Origin of the sequence: Methylobacterium sp. Leaf469, assembly GCF_001424745.1 — a bacterium.
Lineage (GTDB): Bacteria > Pseudomonadota > Alphaproteobacteria > Rhizobiales > Beijerinckiaceae > Methylobacterium.
In genome coordinates this window covers 174,474-201,053 of the sequence record NZ_LMRE01000012.1, presented here as the reverse complement: position 1 = coordinate 201,053, position 26,580 = coordinate 174,474, and the positions used below count along the sequence as shown (strand labels likewise).

Genomic DNA, 26,580 nt, shown 5'->3' with positions numbered 1-26,580 from the left:
TCAGGCCTTTGGAGCGCCCGCCGGAGCACCCTTGGCGATCCACTTGGCGAGCAGCGGTCCGGTGATCAGCACCACGAAAAGCCGCAGGGTCTGCACCGCGAGCACGAACGACACGTCCGCCTTCGAGCCCACCGCGATGATCGCCACCGAATCGAGGCCGCCGGGACTCGTGGCGAGGTAGGCGGTCAGGAAGTCGATGGGCAGGATTTGGGTGAGGCCGTAGGCCCAGACGGCGCAGAGCGCGATGACCGCGACGGTGGCGATGAGGATTCCGGGCAGGGCCGTCACCGTCTCCCGCAAGGTCTCCCGGCGGAAGCGCAGGCCGACGTACCAGCCGATGGTCGCGTAGGCGAGGTCGAGGAGCGGGATCGGCAGCGCCATGCCGACGAGTCCGGCGGCGTGGAGCGCGGATCCGAGGAGCATCGGTCCGATCAGGGCGGCGGCCGGCAGGCGCAGGAGGTGTGCGAGGGCAAAGCCCACGGCCGCCACCGTCAGGGTCACCAGGACGGTCAGCGGCGGTGTCGTGCCGGCGGCCGGTGCGGCCGGCGCTGCGACATCGGTGAGGAGGCGTGCGACCGCGGAGGCCGACAGCACCACCACGACGACCCGGACATATTGCATGAAGGCGACGAGGCGCGGATCGGCGCCGTACTCCTCCGACATCGCCACCATGGCGGCGGCTCCCCCTGGGGAGGAGCCCCAGGCGGCGGTGGTGCCGGGCAGGATGCGCAGGCGCGTCAGGGTCCAGCCGACGACGGCGCCCGCCACCACGGTGACGAGGACCACGGCGAGGATGATCCACCCGTCTTCCGTGATGGTGGCGACGATCTCGGCGGTGACGGCTTTTGCTACGAGGCAACCGATCATCGCCTGTGCGGCGAGGAAGCCGGGCTTCGGAACGCCGAGCCCGGCGCCGCCGACGCCGAACGCGATGGCGGCCAGCATCGGCCCGAGCAGGAGGGCGGCGGGAAAATGCCCCAGCGTCAGGCCGTACGCGAGGGCGCCCGAGGCCGCGACGAGCGCCACCCAGAGGCCGAGGGACCGGAAGAACTGCACAGCGGGAGCCGGGAGGCGAGAGCGGGGGAGGGAGGGCCGTAGGGGAGATCTGGCGCGCTACACCGGATCGGAGACGCTGTCACGACGGGCCGATGCAGGTGCCGAAGCCCCGTCGTCGCGGCAGGCGGTGGTACCGGCCGGTGCGTGCGCGCGGAAGAAGGCGGCAAGGTGCGCGAGGCCGGCGCCGCGCGGATCGCTGGCACGCCAGGCGAGAGCGACGGTACGGCCGGGACCGTCGACGTCGAAGCCCCGCGTCACGGTAAGGCCGCTCGGATCGGGCGCCGCCGGCACGGCGAGGGCCGGCAGCAGGGTGTAGCCGGCCCCCGCCGCCACCATGGAGCGCAGGGTCTCCAGACTCGTGGCGTGGCGGCCGGCCGTACTGCCGGCGCCGCAGGCCGCCACGGTCTGGTCGCGCAGGCAATTGCCTTCATCGAGGAGAAGAAGGTCCGGCCCGGCGATGTCGCGGGCCCGCAGGGCGCCGCCGCGGGCCAGGGGATGCTCGGCCGGGCAGGCGAGCAGGAACGGCTCAATGAACAGCGGCGAGATCGTCAGCCCTGACGACGGCACCGGCAGGGACAGCAGGGCGGCGTCGATGCGCCCGTCGCGCAACCCTTCCAGAATTTCCGCCGTGCGCGCTTCGCTCAGCGCCAGGGCCAGCAGCGGGAATTCCTGGCGCAGGCTGCGCAGGACAAAGGGAAAAAGGTAGGGGCCGAGCGTCTGGATGGCCGCGAGCACGAGGCGGCCGGTGAGCGGCGCGCCGCGTCCCTCGCTCGCCAGCACCAGCAGGCGCTGCGCCTCGGCCAGCACCGTGCGGGCCTGCCGGACGATGCCTTGGCCGGCGGGGGTGAGCATCACCCGGCGGTTGCCGCGCTCGAACAGGACGAGGCCCAGGGATTCCTCGAGCTTGCGCACCTGCACGCTCAGGGTCGGCTGGCTGACGTTGCAGCGCTCGGCGGCGCGACCGAAATGCGTCTCCTCGGCGACGGCCACGACATACTCGAGGTCGCGCAGGGACAATCCTGACAGGTTCATAGGTTGCGTCTATCAGAACGTTTGCCACGATGCATTGGCCAAACGATCCACGGGGGTCCATAAGCTGGTCTCAGAACAATTCCAGGGTCGATGGCGTTCGCGAGCCACGGTGCTCCGAACCCATCCCCCGGTCCGATTCAACCATTTGGAGAGAGCACCGCATGAGCGATCAGCGCCCGATTCTGACCACCCGTCAGGGCCACCCGGTTCGCGACAACCAGAGCACCCGCACGGTGGGCGAGCGCGGTCCGGCGACCCTCGAGAACTACCAGTTCATCGAGAAGATCACGCATTTCGACCGCGAGCGCATTCCGGAGCGCGTGGTGCACGCTCGCGGTGCGGGCGCCCACGGCTACTTCGAGGCCTACGGCAAGATCGGCAACGAGCCGGCCTCCAAGTACACCCGCGCCCGCGTGCTCAATGAGACCGGCGTGAAGACGCCGATGTTCGTGCGCTTCTCCACCGTCGCGGGCGCCAAGGAGTCGCCTGAGACCGAGCGCGACCCGCGCGGCTTCGCGGTGAAGTTCAAGACCGTCGACGGCAATTGGGATCTCGTCGGCAACAACCTCAAGGTCTTCTTCATCCGCGACGCGATCAAGTTCCCCGACATGATCCACGCGTTCAAGCCGGACCCGGTGACGAACCGCCAGGAGGCGTGGCGCTTCTTCGACTTCGTGGCCCAGCATCCCGAAGCCATCCACATGGTCACCCACCTGAAGTCGCCATGGGGCATCCCGGCCAACTATCGGGAGATGGAAGGCTCGGGCGTCAACACCTACAAGCTCGTCAACGACCAGGGCGAAGCGGTGCTGTGCAAGTTCCATTGGGAGCCCAAGCAGGGCATCCGCAACCTGACTTCGGCCCAAGCCTCCGAGATCCAGGCCAAGGATGTCGGCCACGCCACCCGCGACCTCTACGACAACATTTCCAAGGGCAACTTCCCCGAGTGGGAATTCTGCGTGCAGATCATGCCCGACGGCCCGAACGACCACCTGTCGTTCGATCCCCTGGACGACACCAAGCTGTGGCCGGTGGAAGACTTCCCGCTGCTGCCGGTGGGCCGCATGGTGCTCGACCGCGTGCCCGACAACTTCTTCGCGGAAGTCGAGCAGTCGGCCTTCGGCACGGGCGTGCTCGTCGACGGTATCGACTTCTCGGACGACAAGATGCTCCAGGGCCGGACGCTGTCCTACTCGGACACGCAGCGTTACCGCGTCGGCGCCAACTACCTCCAGCTGCCGATCAACGCGCCGCAGCCCGGCGTGAAGGTCTATTCGAACCAGCGCGACGGCCAGATGACCTATGGGGTCGACGGCCATGGCCAGAACCGCCACATCAACTACGAGCCCTCGACCATCGGTGAGGGCCTCGCCGAAGCGCCCAAGCCCGCCAAGGACTACCACCAGCCGGTGGAGGGCCACCTCGGCCGCTTCCAGACCTCGCGCACCGAGGACGACTACACGCAGGCCGGCGTGCGCTACCGTTCGTTCCAGGATTGGGAGCGCGACGACCTCGTCGCCAACCTCGTCGGCGACATGAAGCAGTGCCCCGAGGCGATCCAGCTGCGGATGGTCTGGCACTTCTCTCACGCGGATGCGGATTACGGCCGCCGCGTCGCCGAGGGGGCGGGCATCGATCTGGCGAAGGCCCTGGCCCTGCCGCCGCTTCCGGGCCGCGCGGCTCCGGGCAAGCGCCTCCAGGCCGAGACCTACACGGACGGCAGCCAAGCCCACCGCGTCGCCGCCGAGTAAGCCTCAGGCGCCGTAGACCGGCGTCACCGGAACCCCAGCCCCGCACGGCCCCCCGGCCGTGCGGGGTTTTTCGTTGGTCCGAGGGATCGTCGGCGGCTGTCCCGCCGCAGGGGGCGCCGTCTCATACCGGTTGATCGCTTCGCGATGCGGATTTGGGCTTCGCTCAAGCGCCGCGCGGGCTGTCTGAGACTGTCTCCGAATTGATCATCCGGAGTCAGTCTCAAGCGCCGCGCGGGTCCGGCACGCCGACGGTCCGGTTCTGCCCGGCCCAGAAGCTGCAGATCAGTGCGCCCCCGGCGATGAGACAGAACAGGGTGACGGAGGCGCCCCAGCCGCCGGTGAGGTCGTGGGCGAGGCCGAAGCCGAGGGGGCCGAGGGACGCCAAGGTGTAGCCGACGCTCTGGGACATGGCGGCGAGATCCGCCGCGCCGGCCGTGTCGCGGGCGCGCAGGACGATGAGGGTGAGGCCGAGGCCGAACAGGCCTCCGAGGGCGCCGCCCAGCAGCATACCGAACGGCAGAGCGAGACCGAGGGGCCCGAAGACCAGGCCCAGGATGGTCACCACGGCGAGGCCCAGCAACAGCATGGCGAACAAGCGCTGGTCCTTTGCCCGCGCGGCGAGGGACGGCACGACGAGGGCGAAGGGCGCCTGCCCGATGCTCATGAGGGACGCGACGTAGCCGGCCTCCATGGCGCTGAGGCCTCGGTCGTGCAGCACCACCGGCAGCCAGCCGAACATGATGTAGGCGAGCGACGATTGCAGGCCCATGAACCCGGTCACCTGCCAGGCGAGCCGGTCCCGCCACAGGGGGCGCCGCCGCACGGCGCGTTCGGCCGGGTCGGGCGCGCGGGCGAAGGGGAGCCACGCCAGGGTGGCGACCAGGGCCGGGACGCTCCAGAGGCCGAGGGCCGTGGACCAGTTTCCGGCGGCCTGCGTCAGGGGCACGCTGAAGCCCGCCCCGGCGGCGGCCCCGAGACACAGGACCATGGTGTAGAGCCCGGTGACGCGGCCGACCTGGGTGGGGAACTCGCGCTTCACGAGCCCCGGCAGCAGGACGCCCGACAGGCCGATCCCGAGGGCGGCGAGGCAGGCGCCGGCAAAGAGCGGTCCCAATCCGCCAAAGCCCCGGAGCCCCGAACCGAGGGTGACGATGGCGACGGCGAGCAGGACGCCGCGATCGGCGCCGAGTCGGCGGATCACGAGGGGGCCCAGCACGCAGGCGAGGCCGATGCACAGCACCGGCAGGGTGTTGAGGAGGGCCGCACCCCGGGTCCCGAGCCCGGTCGCCGCCTGGATCGTCTCGATGAGCGGCCCGACGGTGGTCAGGGCCGGGCGCATGTTGAACGCGACGAGCAGGATGCCGGCGCCGAGGAGGAGGGGACGCGCCGCTGACACCGGCCGGCTCACGCCGACCGCCGTCGCGCCGTGAGCGCCAGGATGAGGGTGAGGCCGAGCAGGATCGCGAAGGGAGCGTCGCCGAAGCGGGCGTAGGGGGTACGATCGGCGAGCCGCACGGGGAGATCGGCGTCGAGGACGCCCTCGACCCCGACGGGCAGGCTCGCGACGATCCGGCCATGGGCGTCGACCACGGCCGAGATGCCGGTGTTGGCGTCGCGCACCAGGGGCAGGCCTTCCTCGACGGCGCGCAGGCGCGCCTGGGCGAAGTGCTGGCGCGGGCCGGGCGTGTCGCCGAACCAGGCATCGTTGGTTAGGTTGAGGATCAGGCCCGGCACCGGCGGCGGTCCGCTCGGACCCGCTTCCGGCACGATGGCGCCGGGGAAGATCGCCTCGTAGCAGATGGTGGCGGCGATGGGCGGTAATCCCGGTACCGACAGGATGCGCTGACGGGCTCGGTCACCGGCGGTGAACCCGCCGGGAATCGACACGAACTGACGGATGTGCAGGGCCCGCAGGAATGCGTCGAGGGGATCCGGCAGATACTCGCCGAAGGGGACGAGGTGAACCTTGTCGTAGACTTCACCGAGTTTCGGCCCGGCCGCGAGGGTGAGGATCGCGTTGAAGAAGTGCGGGCGCTCGCCCGGGAGCGGCGTGTCGGCCCGGGCCGCGCCCGTGATCAGCTGCTTGCCCGGCGGCAGGGCGGCGGCGATGCGGGCCAGGGCCGCCGGGTCGCGCTGGATCAGGAACGGAAACGCCGATTCCGGCCAGATCACGTGGGTGACGTCGGACAGGCCCGACCGGTCCGGGGCGGCGGCCCGGTCGCTGAGCTCGATGTAGCGGTCGAGGATGTCCTCGCGGTTCTCGGGGCGGAACTTGGCGTCCTGGTTCAGGTTCGGCTGGACGAGGCGCAGCCGGATGCCCGCCACGGTGGCGTCGGGCCCTGCCGGCAGGCGCGCCGCGCCGAAGAGCGCCATGGACCCGAGTACGATGCCCGCCAGAACGGTCGGCACCAAACGGGCGGACGGGGACGCGCCCGTCGCGAGGGTCGCGGGAGCGGCGGCGATCAGGACCGCCAGGAGGGTGAGGCCGTAGAGGCCGATTCCGGCCGCACTCTGCATCAGCCAGAGGTTCTGGCCGAGCGCCATCCCGAGGGTGTTCCACGGGAAACCCGTGAACAGGTGGCCGCGCAGCCACTCGCAGGCGGCGAGCCCGAAGGCGAGGGCGAGGACGCGCCCCGCGCCCGGCGACCAGACGAGGCGGGCCAGGGCGAACCCGAACCCGTAGAACACGCCCAGCACCGCCGGCAGGCCGATCACTCCGAGGGGCAGGGCCCAGGCGAATTCCTCCGCTTCCACCAGGAAGGCCGAGCCAAGCCACCACAGGCCGGCCGTGAGATAGCCGAACCCCCAGGCCCAGCCGATGAGGCCGGCGGTCCGCAGGGTATGCCAAGCACGGCGGCCCGTGGGGGCGCCGTCGAGGAGCCAGACGGCCACCGACAGAGCGACGGCGAGGGCCGGAAGGGCGCCGAAGGGCGGCATCGCCAGGGCCCCGAACGCCCCGGCGCAATAGGCGACGAGCAGCCGGCGCCACCCCGCGCTCAGCATCACCCATTGGGCGAGGAGGGCGAGGGGGCCGGGCGCCGGCATGGCGTCGGCGCGGCCAAGAGTCATCGAACGACCGTCGCCGTCACGATGCGGGGGCTTCGAGGCTCGGATTGGGTGCGGGCGGCGGCAGCGCCAGCGGCACCACCGACGCGATCTGCGCATCGCTGCGCTTGAGACGCAGGCGCTTCACCCGCCGTGGATCCGCGTCGAGCACCTCGAATTCGAGGTCGCCCGGGCCGGCGATGAGTTCGCCGCGCGAGGGCACGCGTCCGGCGAGGGTCACGATGAGGCCCCCGATGGTGTCGATCTCCTCCGCCATCTCGCCGACTGCCGCGACGAGGTCGACGCCGCTCGCCTCCGACACCTCGGCGAGGCCCGCACGGGCGTCGGCCACGAAGACGTCGCCTTCGCCCTCGACGCGCTGCACGAGGCGGCCTTCGGCGACGTCGTGCTCGTCCTCGATGTCGCCCACCACCATCTCGACGAGATCCTCGATGGAGATGAGGCCGTCCGTGCCGCCGTACTCGTCGATGACCAGCGCCATGTGGGTGCGGGTCGCCTGCATCCGCACGAGGAGGTCGATGGCCGGCATGGAGGGCGGCACGAACAGGACCGGACGCTGGATCCGGGTGGAGGCGAGGGTCGCCGAAAGATCGACGCTGGCGAGGTTGAGAGTGCGCAACGCGCGGGCACCCCGGCGGGGCCGCGGGACCGGTGTTTCGTCCGAAGGCTCGGCGGGGGAGGACTCGACGGGGGTCGCGCCCGGCCGCCGATGGCCGACCTCCGCGCGGGCGGCGATATGCTCGACGAAGTCGCGGATGTGGACCATGCCCTTCGGGTCGTCGAGGGTCTCGCCGTAGACGGGCAGGCGCGAATGCCCGGCCGTGCGGAACAGCTTGAGCAATTCGCCCAGACTCGTGTCCATGGACACGGCGACGATGTCGATGCGCGGGATCATCACGTCGTCCACCCGCACCTTGTGCAGGCCGAGCACGTTCTTGAGCATGGCGCGCTCGATGGGCGAGAAGGCGTTCTCGCCCGAATCGGGCTCAGCCAGCCGGTCCTCGATATCGTCGCGCAACGAATCGCGCGGCCGGAGGTGGAAGACGTGCAGCAGACGGTCGTACCAGGGCTCGCGGGGGTGAGCCTCACCGTCGTTCGCGCTGGGCGCGGCCTGGGCCGCGCCGCGACTTCGATCGTTCGTCATGTCTCTCTGATCTGGGATGACGGGCGTTGCTGCCGCTCAATCGGCGTAGGGATCGGGCATGCCGAGGGTGGCGAGGGCCGCGATTTCGAGCGCCTCCATGGCCTCGGCGTCCGCGTCGCCCGTCTCGTGGTCCTGACCGAGGAGGTGGAGGGTGCCATGGACAAGGAGGTGCGCGAGGTGGTGACTGAGCGGCTTCGATTGCTCGGCACTCTCGCGCAGCATCGTGTCATACGCAAGAACGACATCGCCGAGCGGCCGCGCCATTCCCGCATGGGGGGGCTGCGGGGGCGCAGGAAACGACAGGACGTTGGTGGGCTTGTCCTGTCCGCGCCAAGTCCGGTTCAGGGCCTGCACCGCAGCGTCGGTGGTGAGCAGGACGCTGACCTCCACCGCTTCCTTGGGGGAATCCGGTGCGATGGCGAGCCCGGCCTCCACGGCGCGGATCACGAACGCTTCGAGGTCCGGCACCACGTCGTTCCAGCGTGCGTCCTCGACGGCGACGTCGATTTCGGTCTCGATCATGAATTGGGCCGGCGGCGCGGATTCGGGTTGCGGTCGGATTCGTGCTCGCCGTGGGCGGCCGATTCGTAGGCGGTGACGATGCGGCGCACGAGGTCGTGGCGTACCACGTCGACGTCGCGGAAGGTGACGCGACCGATGCCCTCGACGCCGTCCAGGATCTTCACCGCCTCGACGAGGCCCGAGCGCTGGCCCGGCGGCAGATCGACCTGGCTCGGATCGCCCGTGATGATCATCCGGGAGTTTTCGCCGAGGCGCGTCAGGAACATCTTCATCTGCATGGAGGTGGTGTTCTGCGCCTCGTCGAGGAGCACCACGGCATTGGTGAGGGTGCGTCCGCGCATGAAGGCGAGCGGCGCGATCTCGATGATCCCGGTCTGAAGGCCACGGTCGACGTGGCGGGCTTCCATGAAATCGTAGAGCGCGTCGTAGATCGGGCGCAGGTACGGATCGACCTTGTCGCGCATGTCGCCGGGCAGGAAGCCGAGGCGCTCGCCGGCCTCGACGGCCGGGCGGGACAGGATGATGCGCTCCACGTGACCCTGCTCCAGCAGCGAGACGGCGTGGCCGACGGCCAGCCAGGTCTTGCCGGTGCCGGCCGGGCCCTCGGCGAACACGAGTTCGCGGGTGCGCAGCAGCTTGATGTAGGCGTCCTGCGCCGTGTTGCGGGCGCGCACGGCGCCGCGCCGGCGGGTGGCGATCTGGTCGAAGACCGGCCGGTCGGGCTCGGCGCTGACCTCGGCCGCCGGGAACAGGGTACCCTGCTGCGTCGTCTCTTGGATCGCGCCGTCGACGTCGCCGAGCGTCAGGGCGGTCCCGCTGGCCCGGACGCGGGCATAGAGGCGCTCGAACACCTTGCGGGCAAGTTCCGCCGCCTCGGGCGAGCCCTTGATGACGAGGTGGTTGCCCAAAGCCGTGGCGGTGACGCCGAGGCGCCGCTCGAGATGGGCGACGTTCTGGTCGTACTGGCCGAAGACGAGGCTCGCGAGACGGTTGTCGTCGAAGGTCAGGGACGCCTCGAGGGATTCGACGATCTCGCCCGCCCGCGCCGCCGGGCCGCGCCCGCGCAAGGGGCCGATCCGTCCGATCCCGTCAGATGCTGCCACGCCGGTGTCCTTCGATGGTGATGCCACGGAACGGGGCCGCCACGCTCACGCCGCGACCGCCGCATCGGCGACGGTCTCGCCGAACAGGCTGTTGGAGCCGGCCCTGACGATCCGCACGGGCACGAGGGTGCCGATGGTGGATGTGGGCGCGTCGAACTGAACGGGTAGGAGGTGAGGCGTCTTGCCCGCCACCTGACCGGGGTGGCGCCCGGCCTTCTCCACGAGAACCTCGACCACGGCGCCGACATACGAGGCGTTGAAGGCGTGGCGCTGCGCATCGAGAAGGGTCTGCAGGGCGTGCAGACGGCGGGTCTTCACGTCCTCCGGCACCATGTCGTCCCACTCCGCCGCGGGCGTTCCGGGGCGCGGGCTGTACTTGAACGAGTAGGCGCTGGCGAAGCCGATGTCGGCGACGAGCCGCAGGGTCTCCTCGAACTCCGCCTCGGTCTCGCCGGGGAAGCCGACGATGAAATCCGACGACAGGGCGATGTCGGGCCGCACCGCCCGCATCTCGGCGATGCGGTCGCGGTAGCTCACGGCCGTGTGCTTGCGGTTCATGGCCTTCAGCACCCGGTCGGAGCCCGACTGCACCGGCAGGTGCAGGAACGGCATCAGGGCCGGCAGGCTGCCATGGGCCGCCACGAGGTCGGACGTCATGTCGTTGGGGTGGCTGGTGGTGTAGCGCAGGCGTAAGATGCCGGGCAGCGACGCGATCTCGCGCATGAGGTCGGGCAGGGTGGCCGACCCGCCGTCGAGGCCGACGCCGTGATAGGCGTTCACGTTCTGGCCGATAAGGGTGATCTCGCGGGCGCCGCCCTGGAGCAATCGCTCCGCCTCGGCCCGGATCGCCGCCACGGAGCGCGAGACCTCGGCGCCGCGGGTGTAGGGCACCACGCAGAAGGCGCAGAACTTGTCGCAGCCCTCCTGCACGGTGAGGAAGGCCGTGACCCCGAGGGTGCGCCGCGCCGGCAGGTGGTCGAACTTGTCCTCGACGGGGAATTCCGTATCGACCACGCGCTTCGTGCGCGAGCGGGCGAGGAGATCGGGCAGGCGGTGATAGTTCTGCGGGCCGACCACCACGTCGACGCTCGGCGCGCGGGACAGGATCTCGGCCCCCTCGGCCTGGGCGACGCAGCCCGCCACCACGATGCGGGTGTCGTGTCCGGCGGCGGCGCGCTCGGTCTTGAGGACGCGCAGGCGTCCGAGTTCCGAATAGACCTTGTCGGCCGCCTTCTCACGGATGTGGCAGGTGTTGAGGATGACGACATCCGCCTCCTCCACCGTGTCGGTGGCGGTGTAGCCCTCAGCGCCGAGCACGTCCGCCATCCGGGTGGCATCGTAGGCGTTCATCTGGCAGCCGTAGGATTTGACGAAGGCTTTCTTCAACAGTCCGGTCCCGACCCGTGGTTCGCCACGGCCTTAACACGGTTCCGGCACGACGTCGCGACCCGGAAGCCGGATCAGAGGGCGGGCACGCCGGAGGCTGTGTCATCGGGGGCGGCGTCGGGCAGGAGGCGCGCGCCGCCCCAGACCGCGCCCTTGGGCGGGCGACCGGTGACCGCGCGCTGAAGGGCCTCGCGCACGGAGGCCTCGGCCAGGGCCGTCGCGCGCTTGCGGTCGGTGCCGGCCTCGAACGCGATGGGGGCGCCCCAGACCACGTGCACGTCGATGGGGCCGTTCGCGAAGAAGTCGGAGAGGTGAGGGGCGAGCTCCATGTCGCCGTACCACGCCACGCCCGGCCGCTCGGACCGGACCATCGGCAGACCGTTGCGGCGCGGATAGGTGATGGCGAGGGGCTGGAGACGGATGCGGTCGGGGCCGCCGGCGGTTCCGTCGATCGCGGCGCGGGCCGCACCCACGAGGGACGAGCGGAACGGCAACAGGCGGGTGCCGTCCCCTGTCGTACCCTCGGCGAACAGCACGATGAGATCGCCCGAGGCCAACCGGCTGGCGACGGTGGCGTTGACGTGGGCGGTGGCGGCGCGGCGCGCCCGGTCGATGAACACCGTGCGCTGGAGCCGCGCCAGGGTGCCGACGACGGGCCAGCCGGCGATCTCGGATTTCGCCACGAAGGAGAGCGGGCGCAGGGACCCGAGCACCAGTATGTCGAGCCAGGAGATGTGGTTGGCGAGCACCAGGGCCGCCTCGCCCGGGTCCGGCGGTGTGCCACTCTGGGTCACGCGCACGTCGAACAGGCGCAGGAAGACCCGGTGGAAGCGCGTCGGCAGGTCCCCGGCGAGGCGCCCGCGCCCGTAGCGCAGGCTGAGCAGATGGGGGCCGACCATCAGCCCGAAGGCGAGGGCGCAGAGCGCGAGGCGCAGGAGCGTGCCGATGCGGGTCATCGGGCCGCCGCCGGACTCACGCCAGCTCGGAGGTCATGGTGAGGGCGGTGGCGCGGCTGCCGTCGGCGCGGTGGTAGTAGCCCGTACGCGCGCCGACCTGCCGGAAGCCGTGCCGGGCGTAGAGCTTGAGGGCCGGTGCATTGCCCTCGTCGACCTCGAGATGGACCCGCCGTACGCCGTTGACGGCGAGATGGGCGAGATGGTCGCCGACGAGCCGGCGGCTCAAGCCGTTGCCGCGCGCGCCCGGCGCCAGCACGACGGTGAGGATCTCGGCCTCGTCGGCGGCTTTGCGCGAAAGGACGAAGCCCTGGATGGTGCCGCCCTTCCACAGGGCGTGGGCCTCGGTGGAGCGCTCGCACAGCATGCGCTCGAACTCGTGGGCGTCCCACGGGCGGGCGAAGGCGGTGGCGTGGAGGCGAGCGAGGGCGCGAGCCTGACCGGAATCGCGCAGGATGGCGACGTAGGGCGCACCGCCCCAGGCGTCCCACCACGCGGACCACATCTCGAAGGGCCAGAACGGAGTGACGGGTCGCGTCATCGGCGGGCGAGCCTCGCGTGATCCTGGGGCTGCGCGTCGGGGCCGCGCAGGTAGAGCGGGCGGGCGAGAGCCTGGGCGGGGTCGGCCAGCATACCGAGGGAGGCGGTCCAGGCGATGTCGGCGGCGCCGGTTCCGGCGAGCTGTACGTCGAGGCCGCGCCCCTTGAGAAGGGCGGCCAGCGCCGGCGCGCCGGAGCCGACGAGGGTCACGGTGCCGTCGAGCATGGCGGCGGCTTCCTCCAGGGGGAGAAGACTCGGGGGGATGACGATTCCGTCGCCCATGCTCATGGCCTGGACGTAGACGGCGCCGTGGCGGGCATCGATGGCGGCGACGATGAGGCCTGCACCGTTGAGAGCGAGGAGCGGAGCGAGGAGCGCCGACAGGGTGGTGACGCCGACCACGGGAATGCCGGTGGCGAGCCCGATGGCGCGGGCCGCCGAGAGACCGACGCGCAGGCCGGTGTAGCTGCCGGGCCCGACGGTGACGGCGACGCGGTCGAGGGCCTCGAAGCCGCCCTCCACGCGGGCGACCACGCGCTCCACCATGGGCAGCAGGGCCTCGGCATGGCCGCGCCCGAGGATCATCGACTCGTGGGCGAGGAGATCGTCGGACTCGTCCGTCGCGATGCAGACGGAGCAGGCGTCGAGCGCCGTGTCGATGGCCAGGATACGCAACGTCACTCCCGATGTGCCCCGGCCCCGCGTGAGCCGATCACGCGCCCGCCGGGAGCTCGATGGTAGGACAAAAACGGCCGCCCCGTGAGAGCGAGGCGGCCGTTTTCGATGAATTCACGGTGCAGTGTTGCCGCTTTGCGCCGCAAGTCGGCGCGGTCGGTCTCAGATGGCTTGAACTTCGCGGATCTCGGGCAGAAAGTGGCGGAACAGGTTCTGTACGCCGTGCCGCAGGGTGGCGGTGGAGGAGGGGCAGCCCGAGCAGGCGCCCTTCATCTCGAGGTAGACGACGCCTTCCTTGTAGCCTCGGAAGGTGATGTCGCCGCCGTCGCCGGCGACCGCCGGGCGCACGCGGGTCTCGAGGAGGTCCTTGATGGTGACCACGGTCTCGGCGTCGGCCGGATCGAAGAATTCCTCCGCTTCGTCGTCCTCGGAGCTGGTGCCCTCGGCGAGCACCGGGGCGCCGGACTGGAAGTGCTCCATGATCGCGCCGAGGATGGCGGGCTTCACCTGCGGCCACAGGTTCTCGTCCTCCGCCTTGGTGACGGAGATGAAGTCGTGGCCGAAATAGACCCCGGCGACGCCGGGCACGTCGAACAGGCGCTGCGCCAGGGGCGAACGGGCGGCGGCCTCGGCGTCGCGCGCCTCGAAGGTGCCGGTGTCGAGAACGACGCGGCCGGGCAGGAACTTCAGGGTGGCGGGGTTCGGGGTGGCTTCGGTCTGGATGAACATGGGTACGAAATCCTCGTCCGCGGCGCCGGTTCAAGGCCGGCCGGGAATCATGCCGGGATCGCCCGGCATGGATATCCATGTGGACCCCGTGGGCGATTTTCTCAACTCCCGGGGGGAACTCGGAGCCATGGCCGCCTGGGGAAGGATCGGTGCTTCTCGGAGAGCGCGCGGCCCGAAACAATCGACGCCGCGTAGACAAAAATACACGCCTCGTGTATGGCCCGCCTCAACTCAAAACAGGATGCCGAAATCCTGACGCCCACGATCCCATCCGGGGATCCCGGGCGCGCACCGGCAGGACGTGACCGATGAACATCATCCAGCAGCTCGAGCAGGAGCAGATCGCTTCGCTCAACAAGACCATCCCCGACTTCCAGCCCGGCGACACGGTCATCGTGAACGTCAAGGTGAAGGAAGGCGAGCGCACCCGCGTGCAGGCCTACGAGGGCGTGGTGATCGCCCGCTCCGGCGGCAGCCTCAACGAGAGCTTCACCGTCCGCAAGATCTCCTACGGCGAGGGCGTCGAGCGCGTGTTCCCGCTCTACGCGCCGCTCATCGATTCCATCGTCGTCGTGCGTCGCGGCAAGGTGCGTCGCGCCAAGCTGTACTACCTGCGCGACCGTCGCGGTAAGTCCGCCCGTATCGTCGAGCGCGCCGACCGTCCCGCCGAGAAGGCCGCCAAGGCCGACGCGTCGAAGGCGAACAAGGACGCCCGCAAGGCCGAGAAGGCCGCCAAGTCCGCCGCGAAGACCGCCGCCGCGGAGTAGGTTTTTTCGGATATCCATCCATGGAAAAGGCCGGGCGATTGCCCGGCCTTTTTCGTTTGTCCATCGTGCCGATCCGCTTCCTCATCCTGAGGTGGTGGAGCGAAGCGGAGCCCTCGAAGGAGGGCTCCAAGGATCGCATTGGGAATGGAGCCCTCCTTCGAGGCCGCTGGCGCGGCACCTCAGGATGAGGTGATCGGTGGGATGAACGGTATGGGAAACCGTCACCCGCTCAGCCCCGCCGCAACGCCTCCAGCACCTTCGCGCCCGGACGACCCGTCGCCGGCATGCCGAGGCTGCGCTCGATCTCCTTGATGGCGTCGCGGGTCTTGGACCCGACTTTGCCGTCCGGTTCGCCGACGTCGTAGCCGCGGGCGGCGAGCCGGGTCTGGAGGTCGCGGCGCTCGGCGCGCGACAGGGGCGGGTCGTCGGTGGGCCACTCGGCTTGGATGCCGGGGCGCCCACGCAGGCGGTCGGACAGGACCGCGATGGCGAGGCCGTAGGATTCGGCGGCGTTGTAGGAATACAGGGCGTCAAAGTTCTTGGTGACGGCGAAGGCGGGGCCGTTCACCCCGGCGGGGATCAGGATGCCGATGGGCGCGTCGCCGGAGAGCGGACGCCCGTCGATCCGGGTCACGCCCATGGCGGCCCAGTGGGAGACGGCGTGGCGGTTCTTGCGGCCGGCACCGCTGGCATTGAAGCCGCGCGGCAGGCGCACCTCGTAGCCCCAGGGCTGGCCGTTCTGCCATTTCGCCACGCGCAAAAAGTTCGCCGTGGAGGCGACGGCATCGGGGACCGAATCGACGAGGTCGCGGCGCCCGTCGCCGTCGCCGTCGACCGCCAGCCGCTGGTAGGTGGTGGGCATGAACTGGGTCTGGCCGAAGGCGCCGGCCCAGGAGCCGTTGAGGCGGGAGGGATCGATGTCGCCGCGCTCGATGATCTTGAGGGTGGCCATCAGCTCGCCCTTGAAGAAGTCCTTCCGGCGGTGGTTGGCGCAGATCAGGGTGGCGAAGGACTGGACCAGCGGCATCTTGCCGAGGTTCTTGCCGAAGTTCGATTCGACGCCCCACACCGCCGCAATGGTGTAGCGGTCGACGCTGTAGCGCGATTCCGCGTTGGCGAGGGCCTGGGCGTGCTGCTTCATGGCCGCCTTGCCGTCGTCGACGCGCTCGTCGTCGACGAGAGCCGCCATGTAGTCCCAGATCGGTGTCTTGAACTCGGGCTGGGCGCCGGCGAGTTCGAGGACCTTGGGGTCGTGGGCGATGCCGTTCGTCGCGGCGCGGAAGGTCTGGGCCGAGATGCCCTGCGCGGCGGCCTGGGCCTGGAGCCCGGCGAGGCAATCCTGGAAGTCGGCCCGGGCCTCGGGGGCTGCCGTCGCACCCGCGAGGCAGAGGAGGGCGGTGAGCGTCGCGCGCGGCGTCATGGGGCGGTCTCCGGAGCGGATGTTCGGGTCTGCCCACCGTTAAGGCGTGCCCATGGTAAACGAACCATGAGCACGTCCGGTCTCAGGCCCAGCCGCGCGCGGCGATCTTCGCCTCGTAGGCGTCGATGGCCGGGGCCCGCTTCAGGGTCAGGCCGATCTCGTCGAGGCCGTTGAGGAGGCTCTCCTTGCGGCCCGGATCGATGTCGAAATGCAGGGTGCCGCCGTCCGGCCCCTTGATGGTTTGGGCCTCGAGATCGACGGACAGGGTGGCGTTGGCGCCGCGCTCGGCATCCTCGAACAGCTTTTCCAGATCCTCGGCCGAGACCGTGATCGCCAGGATGCCGTTCTTGGCGCAGTTGTTGAAGAAGATGTCGGCAAAGCTCGTGGAGATCACGCAGCGGATGCCGAAATCCGTCAGCGCCCAGGGCGCGTGCTCGCGCGACGAGCCGCAGCCGAAATTGTCGCCCACCACGAGGATCTTGGTGTTGCGATAGGCCGGCTTGTTGAGGACGAAGTCGGGGTTCTCCGAGCCGTCGTCGCGGTAGCGCATCTCCGAGAACAGGCCCTTGCCGAGCCCCGTGCGCTTGATGGTCTTGAGATACTGCTTGGGGATGATCCGGTCGGTGTCGACGTTGATGATCCGCATGGGGGCCGCGACGCCCTCGAGGGTGGTGAATTTTTCCATTGTGGTTCGTCCGGTCCGGAAAACGTGTCGGACCGTCTCTACCAGTGCACGGGTGCGACCGGAACCGTCCGTCCATCTTGTCGCGCGCATGTCTCGCGAACGTCGTCGGCCTGGCCTATGCTCGGGGCGACGCGACCCATCCGGAACCAGCCGATGACCGAGACCGCCAACCAGTTCAAGAAGGCACCCAAGCGCAAGAAGGAGAAGACCCGCTCCGTCTCCGTCTCGCCGGAGATGCGGCAGGCCTATGCGGACCTCATCAAGCAGAAAGAGGAACGCGAGGATTACGCGAAGCACCTGCCCTCCGAAAAGGGCAGGTGATCGTTAGGGAAGGTGATCGTTCGGGCAGTCGAGCGTGAGAGCCTCAGACCCTGAGGCTCAGGCTTACTTGTTCTTGCCGGCCTCGATCACGTCTTCCACCGTGCGCAGGCCGGCGCGCGGGGCGTTGACGAGGCAGGCCATGTTGCCGGGTGGGTGCTGGTTCTTCCACATCTTGGTGTGGGCCTGGGGGATCTTCTCCCACGGGAACACCTCGCTCATGCACGGATCGATGCGCTGATCCATGACGAACTGGTTGGCGGCCGAGGCCTGCTTGAGGTGGGCGAAGTGCGAGCCCTGGATGCGCTTCTGGCGCATCCAGACGTAGCGGGCGTCGAAGGTGATGTTGAAGCCGGTGGTGCCGGCGCAGAACACGATCATGCCGCCGCGCTTGGCCACCAGGGTCGAGACCGGGAAGGTCGACTCGCCCGGGTGCTCGAACACGATGTCGACGTCGTTGCCCTTGCCGGTGATGTCCCAGATCGCCTTGCCGAACTTGCGGGCTTCCTTGAGCCAGGTGTTGTACTCAGGGCTGTTCACCTTCGGCAGCTGGCCCCAGCAATCGAACTCCTTGCGGTTGATCACGCCCTTGGCGCCAAGCCCCATGACGTAGTCGCGCTTCGACTCGTCGGAGATCACCGCGATGGCGTTGGCGCCCGACGCCGCGCAGAGCTGGACGCCGAACACGCCGAGACCGCCCGAGGCGCCCCAGATCAGGACGTTCTGGCCCGGCCGCACGGTGTGGGGGGCGTGGCCGAACAGCATGCGGTAGGCGGTGGCGAGGGTCAGCGTGTAGCAGGCCGCCTCTTCCCAGGTGAGGTGCTTCGGCCGGGCCATGAGCTGGCGCGACTGCACCCGGCAATACTGGGCGAAGGAGCCGTCCCCGGTCTCGTAACCCCAGATTCGCTGGGACGGCGAGAACATCGGATCGCCGCCGTTGCACTCCTCGTCGTCGCCGTCGTCCTGGTTGCAGTGGATGATGACCTCGTCGCCGACCTTCCAGCGCTTCACCTTGGCGCCGACCTTCCAGACGATGCCCGACGCGTCCGAGCCCGCGATGTGGTACTCGCCCTTGTGCACGTCGAAGGGCGAGATCGGCTCGCCGAGGCCGGCCCAGACGCCATTGTAGTTGACGCCGGCGGCCATGACGTAAACGAGCACTTCGTCGTCGCCGATCTCCCAGACGGGGAGGACTTCGAGCAGGTGGGACTGTTCCGGCGGCCCGTGGCGCTCGCGCCGGATCGCCCAGGCGTACATCTTCGCCGGCACGTGACCGAGGGGCGGGACCTCGCCCATCTCGTACAAGTCCTTGATCTCAGTCGTGCTCGACGCAGCGCTCGCGGCCATCTCAGGCTCTCCCTTATCTTGTTGTGAGCGACCCTATATCGGCGAACCGGAAGCGCTCCAAGGCCCCAGAAAGGCCATGAAGGCCCGGTGCTTGTGGGCGACTCGCTGTCCGGGCGGCGGCCTGTATTCGTATACAATATTTTTCGCGACGTTGCTGAGCGATGCCGCGGCGTATCCTGTCGGTATTTCAGATGCTTAAGTGCATCGCGGCATCCGACTTTGGTGATGCCCCGTTCAATTCGCTTTCGCCGTGCATCTAGAATTTTTCCAAGCCTTCGCGTGTCGCGGCCCGCCTGCCGAACCTTCGGCCAGATGACGCGCGCGCTGCGCTTGGTTAGGGTGCCGGCCATCACGCGCGGTCAAGCGCGGCACAGCATCCAACGGAGTCGAGTGGAATGAGCGCGAACGCGACCGTCGCCGAGGTCAAGCGCGACAAGCCCTGGATCATCCGGACCTATGCCGGGCATTCCAACGCCAAGGAATCGAACGCGCTCTACCGGGGCAACCTCGCCAAGGGGCAGACCGGCCTGTCCGTGGCCTTCGATCTGCCGACGCAGACGGGCTACGACCCCGACCACGAACTGGCGCGCGGCGAGGTCGGCAAGGTCGGCGTCTCGATCGCGCATCTCGGCGACATGCGGACCCTGTTCGACCAGATTCCGCTGCAGCAGATGAACACGTCGATGACCATCAACGCCACGGCGCCGTGGCTGTTGTCGCTCTACCTCGCCGTGGCCGAGGAGCAGGGCGCGCCCCTCAGCGGCCTCCAGGGCACGACCCAGAACGACATCATCAAGGAATACCTGTCGCGCGGCACCTACGTGTTCCCGCCGGCCCCCTCCCTGCGGCTCACCAAGGACGTGATCCTGTTCACGACCAAGGAAGTGCCGAAATGGAACCCGATGAACGTGTGCTCCTACCACCTGCAGGAGGCCGGGGCGACGCCGGTGCAGGAGCTGTCCTACGCCCTCGCCATCGCCATCGCGGTGCTGGATACCGTGCGGGACGACCCCGATTTCGACGAGGCGAGCTTCGCCGACGTGTTCAGCCGGATCTCGTTCTTCGTGAATGCCGGCATGCGGTTCGTCACCGAGATCTGCAAGATGCGGGCGTTCTCAGAGCTTTGGGACGAGATCGCCCAGGAGCGCTACGGCATCACCGACCCGAAGAAGCGTATCTTCCGCTACGGCGTTCAGGTGAATAGCCTCGGACTGACGGAGCAGCAGCCCGAGAACAACGTCCACCGCATCCTCATCGAGATGCTGGCCGTCACCCTGTCGAAGCGCGCCCGCGCCCGCGCCGTGCAGCTTCCCGCCTGGAACGAGGCGCTCGGCCTGCCGCGCCCCTGGGACCAGCAATGGTCCATGCGCATGCAGCAGATCCTCGCCTTCGAGACGGATCTCCTCGAATACGACGACATCTTCGACGGCTCGACGGTGATCGACGCCAAGGTCGAATCCCTCAAAGCCGAGACCCGCAAGGCCCTGGAGGAGATCGGTGGCATCGGCGGGGCCGTGGCCGCCGTCGAGACCGGCGCCCTCAAGCGGGCGCTCGTGGAATCCAACGCCAAGCGCATCTCGGCCATTGAGGCCGGCGATCAGGTCGTCGTCGGCGTCAACAAGTTCCAGGCCGGGGAGCCCTCGCCCCTCACCGCCGGGGAGGGGGCCATCTTCACCGTCTCGGAGACCGTGGAGATGGAGGCCGAGCAGCGCATCCGGGCGTGGCGGTCGCAACGCGACGGCAAGGCCGTGGAAAAGGCCCTCGCCGATCTCGAAGCCGCCGCGCGTTCCGGCGCCAACATCATGCCGGTGTCCATCGCCGCCGCGAAGGCCGGGGTCACCACCGGCGAGTGGGGCACGCGCCTGCGCGAGGTGTTCGGCGAGTACCGCGCACCCACGGGTGTCGGCCTCGACACGGTGTCGTCGGGCGCGGCCGAGGAAGCCAAGCTCCTCATCGCGGATCTGGGCGAGCGCCTCGGCGAAACGCCGAAGCTCGTGGTCGGCAAGCCTGGCCTCGACGGCCATTCCAACGGCGCCGAGCAGATCGCCCTGCGCGCCCGCGACGTCGGCTTCGACGTGACCTATGACGGCATCCGCCAGACCCCGGCCGAGATCGTCGCCAAGGCCAAGGAGACCGGCGCCCACGTCGTCGGCCTGTCGATCCTGTCCGGCTCGCACGTGCCCCTGGTGCGCGACGTGAAGGCGAAGATGCGCGAAGCCGGCCTCGACCACATCCCCGTGGTGGTGGGCGGCATCATCTCGCCCGACGACGAACTCGTGTTGAAGAATATGGGCGTCACGGCGGTCTACACGCCGAAGGACTACATCCTCGACACCATCATGGTCGGGCTGGCCAAGGTGGTGAATCGGGCGCTGGACAAGCAGGCCGTCGACAAGGCTGACGGGGTGAATTCCCGCAAGGATGCCGAGAAGGTCTTCTGACGCTACCGAGCCGTTGGAAAGTCTGAGGACGATCGCCTCGGGCGTTCGGGGGTACTGGAAGTAACGCCACGCTTTGCCATCCCGGGGCCCCCAGCGGACCCGGGTTCGCCTGCGACGCCCCGGAACGACACCCTGCCCCTATGCGAGTGCCCTGTGTCTGGCAGGGGAGGACCCGGCCGAGACCCACGCCGCTACGGGTCTGTCCTGTACCTGAGCGAACGCGGCCGAAGATCGTCGGATCACTAATCCTCCCAGGCCGAAAAGAACGGAACGGCTCCCCCCGGACGCCCAACGGACCGCCCATGCTCCTCGCGCCCCTCGTCGCCGTTCCGCTCGCCGCCGGCTTATGCGCGGCCCTCATCGTTGCCCTGCAGCCGCTGCTCCGGCGCTATGCCCTGGCGCGTCCCAATGCCCGGTCCAGCCACACGGTGCCGACGCCGCAGGGGGGCGGCATCGCCATCGTGCTGGCGGTCTTCGCCACCGTCGGCGTGGTGCTGGCCCTGCGCGGCGCCGGACTCGATGCCCTGGAAGCCCTCGTCCTCGCCCACGCCGTCCTGTTGCTCGCGATCCTGGGCGCCGTGGACGACATCCGTCCCCTGCCGGCCTCCCTCCGCCTCGGCGTACAGGGCCTCGTGGTCGCCGGACTGGTGCTGGCGGTGGGCGGGCGCCTGATGCCGGGCCTGCCGCTGCCCCTCGAACGGGGCGTCGCGATCCTCTCGGGACTCTGGTTCGTGAACCTCGTCAACTTCATGGATGGGCTCGACTGGATGAGCGTGGCCGAGTTCGTGCCCCTCACGGGCGCCCTCGTGTTCCTCGGCCTGTCCGGAGGGCTGCCGTTCCTGCCCATGCTCGTCGCCGCCGCGCTCCTCGGGGCAGTGCTCGGCTTCGCGCCGTTCAACCGCCCCGTGGCCCGGCTCTTCCTGGGCGATGTCGGGTCGCTGCCCCTCGGGCTCCTCGGGGCGTGGCTGCTCTACCGCCTCGCCGCGGAGGGTGGGCTCGCCGCCGCGATCCTCCTGCCGCTCTACTATCTCGCCGACGCGACCCTGACCCTGGGGCGCCGGTTGCTGCGGCGGGAGCCGGTCTGGCAGGCCCATCGCTCGCACTGGTACCAGCGCGCCACGGATAACGGGTTCCCGGTGGTCGCCGTCGTGGGCCGTGTGTTCGTCCTCAACCTCGCTTTGGCGGCCCTAGCCAGCGCGACCTTGCTTTGGCCGTCCTGGCCCGTCACCGTCCTGGCCTCGGGGGCGGGGGGCGCCCTGGTGGCAAGCCTCCTGCACGCCTTCGGGCGGCGCCGGGGGCCCGGTTAAGGCAGGAGACGATCTTGGGCGGACAGCTCATCGCATTGACGGGCTCCACCGGCTTCATCGGCCGGCATCTCCTCCACGCCCTCTCGGCCCGGGGCTACCGGGTCCGCGTGCTCCTGCGCCGGCCCGTCGCCGTACCGGATGGGGCGAGCGGCGCCGTGGTTGGCGACCTCAGCCGACCCATGAACATGGCTGCGGCTCTGGCCGGCGTCGATGCCGTCGTCCACTCGGCGGGCCTCGCCCACGCCATGTCGGGCACCCCCGAGGACGATTACCGAACCTCCAACACGCAGGCCACGCGGCGCCTCGCCGAAAGCGCGGCGCGGGTCGGAATCCGCCGTTTCGTGTTCCTGTCCTCGATCCGCGCCCAGATCGGACCGAGCGCCGCCGGACCCGTCCGCGAGACCGATGCGCCCGAACCCACGGACGCCTACGGACGCTCGAAGCGCGACGCCGAGGCGGCCCTGGCCGAGATCGGCCTCGATTGGGTCGCCCTGCGGCCGGTCCTCGTCTACGGTCCCGGGGTGAAGGGCAACATGGCGGCCCTGCTGCGCCTCGCGCGCACGCCCTATCCGCTGCCGTTCGGGGGCTTCACGGCACGGCGCTCCCTCGTGTCGGTGGACAATCTCGCGGCGGCGGTGGCCACGGCGCTCGCTGCACCGGCCCCCCTCGGCCGTGCCCTCGTGGTCGCCGAGCCCGATCCCCTGACCCTGCCCGAGATGATCGCGGCCTTGCGGCACGGCCTCGGCCGGGCGCCGAAGCTCGTCGCGGTGCCGCCCGGCCTCATCGGGGTCGCCTGCCGTCTGGCGGGACGGGAGGAGGCCTATGCCCGCCTCTCGACGGGGCTCGTCGCCCGGGCCGACGGCCTGTCGGCGCTAGGGTGGGCCCCGTCGCACACGACGGGCCACGGCCTTGCCGCTTTCGCCCGAGCCGAGACCGCATGAAAAAAGGCCCGGCGCAGCACGCCGGACCTTTTTCCCTTCGATCCCTAAGGCTCAGCGGCGGACGTCGAGGACATCGCCCGAGCGGCTGTCGAGCACCACGGAGATGTCGTCGCCGCGGCGATCCGAGCCGCGCACGATCATCCGGGGGCCGCGCCGGTCGACACCGTCGACATCGATGAGGCCTTCACGACGGGCAATGCGGGCCGCCTCGCCTCGGGTCAGCTCGCTGCGCGGCGGGCCACGGTCGTCGTAGCCGCGGCGGTAGCCGGGATCGACCTGAACGCCGCCGGGTCCGATGGAGATGCCCTGCGCGAGGACCGGCGCGCCGGCGAGGCCGAGGGCCGTCGCGAACAGGCTGCCTGCCAGAAGCTTCGAAACACGCTGCAAGATCTTCTCCTCGGATCGACGGACCGGCACCGGTGTCGTTCGGCCGGCCCGGTCCCTGATGTTCGGGTCAGCGCCTCAATTCGGAAGCGCGACCGTTGGTTCCCGCGATTTACGCGAGGGATCAACCGGGATCGGACCCTGCGGTTCCGCCATTGTCCTGGCGCCTGCCGCCGGACGGTTGCGGAAATCGGGTATCGCCTCGCCGAACACCGCTTCCGCCGCCGCCCGGTCCTGGGCCGCCACCGCCGCGTGAAGGCGCACGACCCAGCCGTCCAGGACCGTCCGGTCGGCGAAGACGGGCCGCGCAGCCATCACGCCGTCGATCCCGTCGAGGGCGATTCGGGGCTCCTCACGGGCGAACAGGATCTCGTTGAGGCGCTCGCCGGGCCGCGAGCCCGTATGGACGATGTCGATGTCGACGCCCGGTTCGAAGCCGGCGAGCCGGATCATCCGCTCGGCGAGATCCCCGATCCGCACGGGCTGGCCCATCTTGAGCACGTAGACCGCCGCGCGCTGGTCGATTCCGTTGGCGCAGGTGGCGACCCGTGCCTCCCGGTCGGCATGGGAGGCGGCGGTGAGGACGAGGTCGGCGGCCTCCCGCACGGTCATGAAGTAGCGCACCATCTCGGGGTCGGTGACGGTGACGGGGCCGCCCCGGGCGATCTGCGCCTTGAACACCGGCACCACGGAGCCGACGGAGCCCAGCACGTTGCCGAATCGCACGGCGATGAGCCGCGTCGGGACCGTTCCGGCCGCGCAGCTCTGCGCGGCGTCGTGGGCCTGCGCCACCATCTCGGCGAAGCGCTTGGTGGCGCCGAGCTGCGACACCGGCTCGATGGCCTTGTCGGTGGAGATCATCACCAGGGCCCGGGCACCCACCGCCAGGGTGGCCTCCGCGACATTGATGGAGCCGAACACGTTGGTCTTGATGCCCTCGGTCCAGTCGCGCTCGAGGTAGGGCACCTGCTTCAGGGCGGCGGCGTGGAACACGTAGTCCGGCCGGAACGCAGCGAAGACCGCGTCGAGGCGGTCGCGGTCGCGGATGTCGGCCAGCACGCCGGTGACGTGCGCCCCGGCGATATCCGGCCGGCTCAGGATGCCGTGGAGCGCCGGCTCCGAGCTCTCGACCACGAGCACGGCGGCGGCGCCGAACGCTACGGCCCGGGCGCAGATCTCCGAGCCGATGGAGCCGCCGCCGCCGGTCACGATCACCCGAGCGCCCGTGAGCAGGCGCTCCAGGCGCGGCCGGTCGATGGCCACGGTGGGGCGCAGGAGCAGGTCTTCGATCTCCAGGGGTGCGAGGCCGGCGTCGCGCATGTTCTCGCCAAGACTCGTCACCCGCGACAGGGGCAGGCCGAGGCGGCGGGCCCGGGCGATGAGGTCGTCGGGCGCGGCCTCCGGAGCGAGCGCGCTCGGCACGGCGACGAGGCGGCGCACGGGGGTGCCGTCGCGGGCGAGATCGGCCACCACCCGTTCGAGGTCGGCGAACGATCCCAGCACGGGCACGCCCCGCATGGTCTGGCCGGTCTCGTCGGCGCGGGGCGACAGGATGCCCTTGGGCGCGAGGCGCCGCACGGAGCCGGATTCGATGGCCCGGACCAAGATCTCGATGTCGGTGCCGCGCCCGAGCAGCAGGGTCGGGGTCGTTGCGGTGCGGGCGTGGCTCTGCCGCGAGCGGGCATATTTCAGGTAGCGGAAGGCGAGACGCGGGCCGCCGAGGAGGAAGATCTGCAGGACCCAGTACAGGCCTATGGCGATCTTGCCGAAGAAGTAGAACCCGTACATCGTCGAGGAGACGAGGACGTAGTCGAGCACGAGGAGGGTCAGGGCGAGTACGCTCGCCGCCCGCACGATTCCGGCGAGATCCGGCAGGGAGGCGAAGCGCCACTTCGTCCGGTAGAGCTTGAACCGCGCGTAGACGAGCCCCGCGAACATCACGAAGGGCGGCAGCAGCAGGGGAAGCGCGTGCAGGCGCTCGGCGAGGAGATCGCCGTTGAAGCGGAACACGAAGGTGAGGATCACGGCCAGAGCGGTCGCCACGCAATCGTGGACCACCATCACCGCGTTCTTGTAGGTGCGCTGCTGCATGAACTCCGGCCCATACGGGCTCCGGCCGAGGCGCGGTATCGGCGCCGCGCCCGTTCCTGTCAACGCGGCGGGCTTACCCGCCGGGGCGGAGTGCCTTCAGCACGGCGTCGTCGGTCTCGTCGAGATCGGGGGCGTCGATGTGGCGGAAACGGGCCTGGATCAGGCCGAAGGCGCCGAAGGCGAAATGCCCGGCCGCCACGATGGCGAGAAGCACCCAGCCGTAGGGCTGGGCCCGCAGGGCCGCGAAGGCCCCGGCCAACCCCTTCACCTCGGAGGAGGCTTGGTACCACGCCGCCGCGAGGAAGAACCCGCCGATGATAAGGAAGGCGACGCCGCGGGCCGCGTAGCCGAACTGGCCCACGGGTTTGGCCCAGTGGCACTGCCCGGCGTCGAGCTTCAGGCGGTCCGTGACCTTGCCGGTGGCAGCCTTGACGAGGAAGGCGACGCCCCCCGCCATCACCCCGAGGCCGATGAGCCCGACGAGCCAGAGGCCGAAGGGTTTCGACAGGAGCCAGGCGGTCCAGTCCTGCATGCCGTCGCCGCCCCGCGCACGGCCGAGGCCGAGGGCGAGACTGCCGGCGGTAATGGCGAGACCGGTGTAGATCACCGCGCTGCCGATATGGGCGGCGCGGACGACGAGACCCTTCGGCGAGGTGCCGCGACGGTCGGCGTCGGTCAGGCCCTCGACGAAGCGCCACAGGGCGAAGCCGAGGAGGCCGATGGCGATGAACCCGACGAGGACGCTTCCGAACGGACCGGCGAGGACCCAGCGGATCGCGCTCTCGCTGTCGTCGGCCCGGCCACCACGTCCGAGGGCTGCCAGCAGCGCGAGACCGCCGACGATGCAGTAGACGACGCCGCGCGCGCCGTAGCCGGACCGGGCGAGGCGTTCGATGACGTTTCGGCCGAGGAGGTTCACGGA

The 26,580-nt window shown here is 69.9% G+C and carries 24 protein-coding genes; 6 read left to right on the top strand and 18 right to left on the bottom strand.

Annotated elements, in window-relative coordinates; translation table 11 throughout:
• Both ASG60_RS08760 and ASG60_RS08755 read right to left on the bottom strand, forming a co-directional pair.
• A complete protein-coding gene (locus ASG60_RS08760; RefSeq protein ID WP_056260615.1) occupies window positions 1–1,056 on the bottom strand; it encodes an AbrB family transcriptional regulator in 1,056 nt (351 codons plus the stop codon).
• Between the two features lie 57 nt (window positions 1,057–1,113).
• Window positions 1,114–2,088 carry a LysR substrate-binding domain-containing protein gene (locus ASG60_RS08755; RefSeq protein ID WP_056385065.1) on the bottom strand — a complete coding sequence of 325 codons (975 nt, stop codon included), beginning with the start codon at window positions 2,086–2,088 and terminating at the stop codon, window positions 1,114–1,116.
• Window positions 2,089–2,249: 161 nt separating this feature from the next.
• Here ASG60_RS08755 and ASG60_RS08750 point away from each other — a divergent pair, with 161 nt between their 5' ends.
• Window positions 2,250–3,839 carry a catalase gene (locus tag ASG60_RS08750; RefSeq protein ID WP_056385063.1) on the top strand — a complete coding sequence of 530 codons (1,590 nt, stop codon included), beginning with the start codon at window positions 2,250–2,252 and terminating at the stop codon, window positions 3,837–3,839.
• 220 nt (window positions 3,840–4,059) lie between these two features.
• Here the strand turns inward: ASG60_RS08750 and ASG60_RS08745 are convergent, their stop codons facing one another.
• The 10 genes from ASG60_RS08745 to ASG60_RS08700 form a co-directional block, all read right to left on the bottom strand.
• Window positions 4,060–5,235, bottom strand: coding sequence for an MFS transporter (locus ASG60_RS08745; RefSeq protein WP_244476610.1), 1,176 nt, complete (start codon window positions 5,233–5,235; stop codon window positions 4,060–4,062).
• 8 nt (window positions 5,236–5,243) lie between these two features.
• Window positions 5,244–6,908 (bottom strand): apolipoprotein N-acyltransferase, encoded by a 1,665-nt coding sequence (gene lnt, locus ASG60_RS08740; protein WP_056385057.1) that lies wholly within the window; start codon window positions 6,906–6,908, stop codon window positions 5,244–5,246.
• 16 nt (window positions 6,909–6,924) lie between these two features.
• Entirely contained in the window at window positions 6,925–8,049 is a 1,125-nt protein-coding gene (locus tag ASG60_RS08735) for a hemolysin family protein (protein ID WP_056260607.1), read from the bottom strand.
• A 36-nt stretch (window positions 8,050–8,085) separates the two neighbouring features.
• Window positions 8,086–8,571 carry an rRNA maturation RNase YbeY gene (gene ybeY / locus ASG60_RS08730; RefSeq protein WP_056170028.1) on the bottom strand — a complete coding sequence of 162 codons (486 nt, stop codon included), beginning with the start codon at window positions 8,569–8,571 and terminating at the stop codon, window positions 8,086–8,088.
• Window positions 8,568–9,638, bottom strand: coding sequence for a PhoH family protein (locus ASG60_RS08725; RefSeq protein WP_244472982.1), 1,071 nt, complete (start codon window positions 9,636–9,638; stop codon window positions 8,568–8,570). Before ASG60_RS08725 ends, ybeY begins: the two co-directional genes overlap by 4 nt.
• Before the next feature lie 81 nt (window positions 9,639–9,719).
• Complete coding sequence (gene miaB, locus ASG60_RS08720) at window positions 9,720–11,060, bottom strand: tRNA (N6-isopentenyl adenosine(37)-C2)-methylthiotransferase MiaB (protein ID WP_056385056.1); 1,341 nt, start codon at window positions 11,058–11,060, stop codon at window positions 9,720–9,722.
• 74 nt (window positions 11,061–11,134) lie between these two features.
• On the bottom strand, window positions 11,135–12,016 hold the full coding sequence (locus tag ASG60_RS08715) for a lysophospholipid acyltransferase family protein (protein ID WP_056385053.1): 882 nt from the start codon (window positions 12,014–12,016) through the stop codon (window positions 11,135–11,137).
• 16 nt (window positions 12,017–12,032) lie between these two features.
• Window positions 12,033–12,554 carry a GNAT family N-acetyltransferase gene (locus ASG60_RS08710; RefSeq protein WP_056170018.1) on the bottom strand — a complete coding sequence of 174 codons (522 nt, stop codon included), beginning with the start codon at window positions 12,552–12,554 and terminating at the stop codon, window positions 12,033–12,035.
• Window positions 12,551–13,228: a tRNA (adenosine(37)-N6)-threonylcarbamoyltransferase complex dimerization subunit type 1 TsaB gene (gene tsaB, locus ASG60_RS08705; protein ID WP_056304591.1), complete on the bottom strand. Its 678-nt coding sequence runs from the start codon at window positions 13,226–13,228 to the stop codon at window positions 12,551–12,553. The genes ASG60_RS08710 and tsaB overlap by 4 nt, the downstream gene beginning before the upstream one ends.
• A gap of 162 nt (window positions 13,229–13,390) precedes the next feature.
• The gene (locus tag ASG60_RS08700) at window positions 13,391–13,957 is read right to left on the bottom strand and encodes a NifU family protein (RefSeq protein ID WP_056170015.1); all 567 of its coding nucleotides are present in this window, start codon (window positions 13,955–13,957) and stop codon (window positions 13,391–13,393) included.
• 308 nt (window positions 13,958–14,265) lie between these two features.
• Here ASG60_RS08700 and rplS point away from each other — a divergent pair, with 308 nt between their 5' ends.
• Window positions 14,266–14,724, top strand: a complete 459-nt coding sequence (gene rplS, locus ASG60_RS08695) for a 50S ribosomal protein L19 (RefSeq protein ID WP_056170012.1) — start codon at window positions 14,266–14,268, stop codon at window positions 14,722–14,724.
• A 229-nt stretch (window positions 14,725–14,953) separates the two neighbouring features.
• Here rplS and ASG60_RS08690 read toward each other — a convergent pair whose 3' ends face one another.
• Entirely contained in the window at window positions 14,954–16,144 is a 1,191-nt protein-coding gene (locus ASG60_RS08690) for a lytic murein transglycosylase (RefSeq protein ID WP_056385051.1), read from the bottom strand.
• 82 nt (window positions 16,145–16,226) lie between these two features.
• Entirely contained in the window at window positions 16,227–16,829 is a 603-nt protein-coding gene (gene leuD, locus ASG60_RS08685) for a 3-isopropylmalate dehydratase small subunit (RefSeq protein ID WP_056170005.1), read from the bottom strand.
• 153 nt (window positions 16,830–16,982) lie between these two features.
• Here leuD and ASG60_RS23125 point away from each other — a divergent pair, with 153 nt between their 5' ends.
• A complete protein-coding gene (locus ASG60_RS23125; RefSeq protein WP_187272997.1) occupies window positions 16,983–17,150 on the top strand; it encodes a hypothetical protein in 168 nt (55 codons plus the stop codon).
• 63 nt (window positions 17,151–17,213) lie between these two features.
• Here ASG60_RS23125 and ccrA read toward each other — a convergent pair whose 3' ends face one another.
• Window positions 17,214–18,494 (bottom strand): crotonyl-CoA carboxylase/reductase, encoded by a 1,281-nt coding sequence (gene ccrA / locus ASG60_RS08675; protein ID WP_056170002.1) that lies wholly within the window; start codon window positions 18,492–18,494, stop codon window positions 17,214–17,216.
• 395 nt (window positions 18,495–18,889) lie between these two features.
• Here ccrA and ASG60_RS08670 point away from each other — a divergent pair, with 395 nt between their 5' ends.
• The 3 genes from ASG60_RS08670 to ASG60_RS08660 all read left to right on the top strand — a co-directional run bounded on the left by ASG60_RS08670 (window position 18,890) and on the right by ASG60_RS08660 (window position 23,183).
• The gene (locus tag ASG60_RS08670; RefSeq protein WP_056385049.1) at window positions 18,890–20,935 is read left to right on the top strand and encodes a protein meaA; all 2,046 of its coding nucleotides are present in this window, start codon (window positions 18,890–18,892) and stop codon (window positions 20,933–20,935) included.
• A gap of 302 nt (window positions 20,936–21,237) precedes the next feature.
• A complete protein-coding gene (locus ASG60_RS08665) occupies window positions 21,238–22,242 on the top strand; it encodes a glycosyl transferase (RefSeq protein WP_056385047.1) in 1,005 nt (334 codons plus the stop codon).
• Between the two features lie 14 nt (window positions 22,243–22,256).
• Window positions 22,257–23,183 (top strand): NAD-dependent epimerase/dehydratase family protein, encoded by a 927-nt coding sequence (locus tag ASG60_RS08660; protein ID WP_056385045.1) that lies wholly within the window; start codon window positions 22,257–22,259, stop codon window positions 23,181–23,183.
• 51 nt (window positions 23,184–23,234) lie between these two features.
• Here the strand turns inward: ASG60_RS08660 and ASG60_RS08655 are convergent, their stop codons facing one another.
• From ASG60_RS08655 to ASG60_RS08645, 3 genes are all read right to left on the bottom strand, one after another.
• Window positions 23,235–23,570, bottom strand: a complete 336-nt coding sequence (locus ASG60_RS08655; RefSeq protein ID WP_156398843.1) for a PepSY domain-containing protein — start codon at window positions 23,568–23,570, stop codon at window positions 23,235–23,237.
• A 75-nt stretch (window positions 23,571–23,645) separates the two neighbouring features.
• Window positions 23,646–25,658 (bottom strand): SDR family NAD(P)-dependent oxidoreductase, encoded by a 2,013-nt coding sequence (locus ASG60_RS08650; protein WP_056385043.1) that lies wholly within the window; start codon window positions 25,656–25,658, stop codon window positions 23,646–23,648.
• 73 nt (window positions 25,659–25,731) lie between these two features.
• Complete coding sequence (locus tag ASG60_RS08645; RefSeq protein WP_056385041.1) at window positions 25,732–26,577, bottom strand: DUF1206 domain-containing protein; 846 nt, start codon at window positions 26,575–26,577, stop codon at window positions 25,732–25,734.
• Window positions 26,578–26,580 lie beyond the last annotated feature (3 nt).